This window comes from Natronococcus sp. JC468 (assembly GCF_012163165.1).
Taxonomy (GTDB): Archaea; Halobacteriota; Halobacteria; order Halobacteriales; family Natrialbaceae; genus Natronococcus; species Natronococcus jeotgali.
In genome coordinates this window covers 7229-10768 of sequence record NZ_JAAVUO010000070.1, presented here as the reverse complement: position 1 = coordinate 10768, position 3540 = coordinate 7229, and the positions used below count along the sequence as shown (strand labels likewise).

Sequence of the window (3540 nt, the reverse complement as noted above, 5' to 3'; positions counted from 1 at the left end):
CCGTGTCCGGGATACTCCCGGGCCCCCCGCGCCGGGGGGCCCCCCCCGGCTCGGTCGCACCGCCCTCCCCCGCCCCGCCGGGGGCGCCCGTCGACCGCGACACGAGGGTTCCGCCGACGGCGGCGAGCCCACCCGCTTTCAACACCCGGCGTCTGCCGTACCCCGTCATGCTCGAGGTCGGTATCGACGCTCCTCCCCTATAAACCCGGTCGCATCGTTCTCCTTCCGACGTCGGGCGGAGTTCCACGGGAAACGAAGGGGTGTGACCGCGACCCGCGGGAACCGTCGGCGCGCCTCGATCGACGGCAGCGGTGACACTTATTTCGCCGGAGCCCCTCGATTCGCGTATGGACTGGCAGCCGGATTGGGGTCTCCGCGTGCGGATGTTCGTAACGATGTTCCTGTTGTTCGCGCTGTACATCGTCTTCGCCGGAGTGATCGCCGCCTACATGGGGAGTTTCACGGTTTTCGTCGTGATCTTTGGCGGCGTGTCGTTGGTGCAGTACTACTTCAGCGACACGCTCACCCTGAAGAGCATGGGCGCGAGGACGGTGTCGGCCGAGGAGTACCCGCAGCTCCACAGCTCGATCGAACGACTCTCCCAGCAGGCCGACCTCCCAAAACCGAAGGTGGCCGTCGTCGACTCGAAGGTGCCAAACGCCTTCGCGACGGGACGCAACCAGAAAAACGCCGCCGTCTGCGTCACGACGGGACTGCTGAGCACCCTGAACCGGGAGGAGCTCGACGGCGTCCTCGCCCACGAGCTCGCCCACGTCAAGAACCGCGACATGATGGTGATGACGATCGCCTCCTTCCTCTCGACGATCGCCTTCATGATCGTCCGCTGGGGGGCCTTTTTCGGCGGCGGGCGCAACCGAAACCAGGGCGGAATCGTGGTCGCGATCCTGGTCTCGCTGGTGGTCTGGATCCTCAGCTACCTCCTCATCCGAGCGCTCTCGCGGTACCGCGAGTTCGCTGCCGACCGCGGCGCCGCCACGATCACCGGCAAACCGTCGGCGCTCGCCTCGGCGCTGATGAAGATCTCGGGCGAGGTCGACAAGGTACCCGACACGGACCTGCGCGAGGAAGCCGAGATGAACGCCTTCTTCATCATCCCGCTGAAGTCGGGCGTCGTCGGACGGCTGTTCAGCACCCACCCCTCGACCGAGCGCCGGATCGACCAGCTCCGCGACCTCGAGCGCGAGATGGAGGGCTTCTAAGGGGGTACGCCCCACACTCCGGGTATGGGACTACTGGACGGGCTGCGCTCCATCCTCGGCACACGCGCCGAGTCCGACGCGAAACGCGACGCCGACCCCGACGACCTCTTCGGGATGAGCACCGCCTACCTCACCATGGAGGCGGATCTGGGCTACGAGTCCGAAGACGTCGGCGCGCTCTGTTTCTCCGGCGTCGACTCGAGCAGCTTCCGCGAGGCCGTCGACGAGGTCGAGGCGATCCTCGAGGCGGGCCGCGAGGACACCGGGACCGACTTTGCGGTCTCGGCGGACGACCACGGCTACCACTGGGTCGTCCTCGAGGACTCGGATCCGGAGGACCTCATCACCAGCCTGCACTTCGCCGCGGACACGTTCATCGAGCACGGCTACGGCTCGCGGCTGCTCGCGGCCGTCTTCGCCTACCGCAACGAGCGGGGGCCGGCCTACTGGATCTACTCGTTCCGTCGGGGGCGGTTCTACCCGTTCGCGCCCCGTCCCGGCCGGGAGCGCGATTCCAACGCCGAGTTCAAACTCGAGTCGACGCTGGACGGCGAACTCGAGGTCGAGCGCGAGAAGGAGTACTGGTACCCGCTCTGGCCCGACGAGGGCGGGACCCACCCCTGGGAATAGTCCGGGAGCGCCTCGAGTCCCCCGTGGCTCCAAACATGTTTGGAGCTAACGGTATGACGATCTCCGACGTATCCGTGAGTACGGCGGGACGCCGCGTCAACTGCGCCATACACCCAGTTGTCGAATCCGCTGCACCCTGCGTCGGTCGTCCTGTCGCAACCCCCACCCCACCCCCTCTTTCGCTTCCGTTTCCCGTCGACCGCGGAGTCGGCCGTGTCGAACCAGTTATCCGCCCGGCATCGGTACGCCCGAACCGTGAGCGACTGGACCCAGTTCAAGCGGGACCCGCAGCGATCGGGCGTTCGACGCGACCTCGAGGACCCCGCCCGCGTCGCGGAGTCGTGGACGGTCGAACTCGACGCCGTCGCGGGATCGCCGGTCCTCGGCCGCGACGCCGTCGTCGTCGGGACCGAACGCGGGAACCTCTACGCGTTCGACCGCGAGACGGCCCGTCGACGGTGGGTCTTCGAGATGGGCGACGGGATCGACGCGACGCCGATCGTCACGGTCGAGCGCGTCTACGCCGCGACCGACGCCGGAACCGTCCGCGCGATCGATCCCGGAACGGGCGACCCGATCTGGCGGACCGACCTCCCCGCACCCCTCGAGTCGGCCCTCGCGTTCGCCGACGGACGGCTCTACGCCGGCCACGCCGCGGGGCTCTCGGCGCTCGAGGGCGAGACGGGCGAACGCGTCTGGACCCACGAGACCGACGCCTCGGTCGTCGGCGCGCCCGCGGTCGCCCCCGATCGCCGTCGGGTGTACGTCGGCACCGCCGACGAGCGAGTGCGCTGTCTCGAGGACGGCGACGGCGCGCCCGAGGAGGTTTGGACCGCGCCGACCGACGGGGTCGTCGCGGCGCCCCCGACGATCGCCGACGGGCGCGTCTACGTCGCCGACGACGACGGCGCGCTGCTCGCACTCGACACCGAGACCGGTCAGCCCTGGTTCAGTTACGACATCGACACCGCGTTCACCACCTCGGCAACGGTCCTTCCCGAGGAGGGAACGACCTTCGTCGGCGCCGACGACGGCTACCTCCACGTCACCGACACCCGATTCGGCCGGCGTAAGGTCCGCGGCTGGCTGTTCTCGAGGAAGGGAGTCGAACTCGACGGCGAGGTCCGCTCGAGCCCGGTCGTCGCGGGCGACACCGTCTGCGTCGCCGACGCGACGGGGTCGGTGTACGGCGTCTCGGCGACCGACTACGACCTGCGCTGGCACGTCGACGTCGGCGCCCCGGTCGCGGGAACGCCCGCGGTCGCCTCGAACCACCTGTACGTTCCCGCCGAGGGCCGACTGGTCCGCCTCGAGTGGACGACCGACCGTTCGCGGTAGCCGCGCTCGAGCCGTTCCGCCCTGACCCTCGCCGACCCCCGCTCGCGGTGCGCTCTCGTCCTCGCCTTCGCTCGTAAACGTCCGCTCCGTCTCCCCGATCGGCCCCGCGCCGCCCGGCACTTTCACTTTCACTCCCCTGTTAACGAGGCTTTATGGGGCGTCCGCCACAACGAGTGAGTAATGCCAGACGCAGACCTCGAATCCCTCCCCGGTGTCGGCCCGGCAACCGCAGACAAGCTCCACGAAGCGGGCTTCGACTCCTTCCAGAGCCTGGCCGTCGCATCGCCCTCCGAACTCTCGAACACGGCCGACGTCCGCGAGGCGGCCGCGGCGGGCATCGGCCGCGCGGCCC

Annotated in this window: 4 protein-coding genes; all 4 read left to right on the top strand. The window is 69.2% G+C overall.

Translation table 11 applies throughout. The annotated features are described in order from the left end of the window. Positions 1-347 precede the first annotated feature (347 nt). A complete protein-coding gene (gene htpX, locus GWG54_RS19870) occupies positions 348-1220 on the top strand; it encodes a zinc metalloprotease HtpX (RefSeq protein WP_167939380.1) in 873 nt (290 codons plus the stop codon). Between the two features lie 24 nt (positions 1221-1244). Then, positions 1245-1850: a hypothetical protein gene (locus tag GWG54_RS19865; protein WP_167939379.1), complete on the top strand. Its 606-nt coding sequence runs from the start codon at positions 1245-1247 to the stop codon at positions 1848-1850. A gap of 255 nt (positions 1851-2105) precedes the next feature. Beyond that, positions 2106-3188, top strand: a complete 1083-nt coding sequence (locus tag GWG54_RS19860; protein WP_167939378.1) for a PQQ-binding-like beta-propeller repeat protein — start codon at positions 2106-2108, stop codon at positions 3186-3188. Positions 3189-3368: 180 nt separating this feature from the next. Further along, on the top strand, positions 3369-3540 hold a 172-nt coding region (locus GWG54_RS21075; protein ID WP_245242890.1), incomplete at its 3' end, for a helix-hairpin-helix domain-containing protein.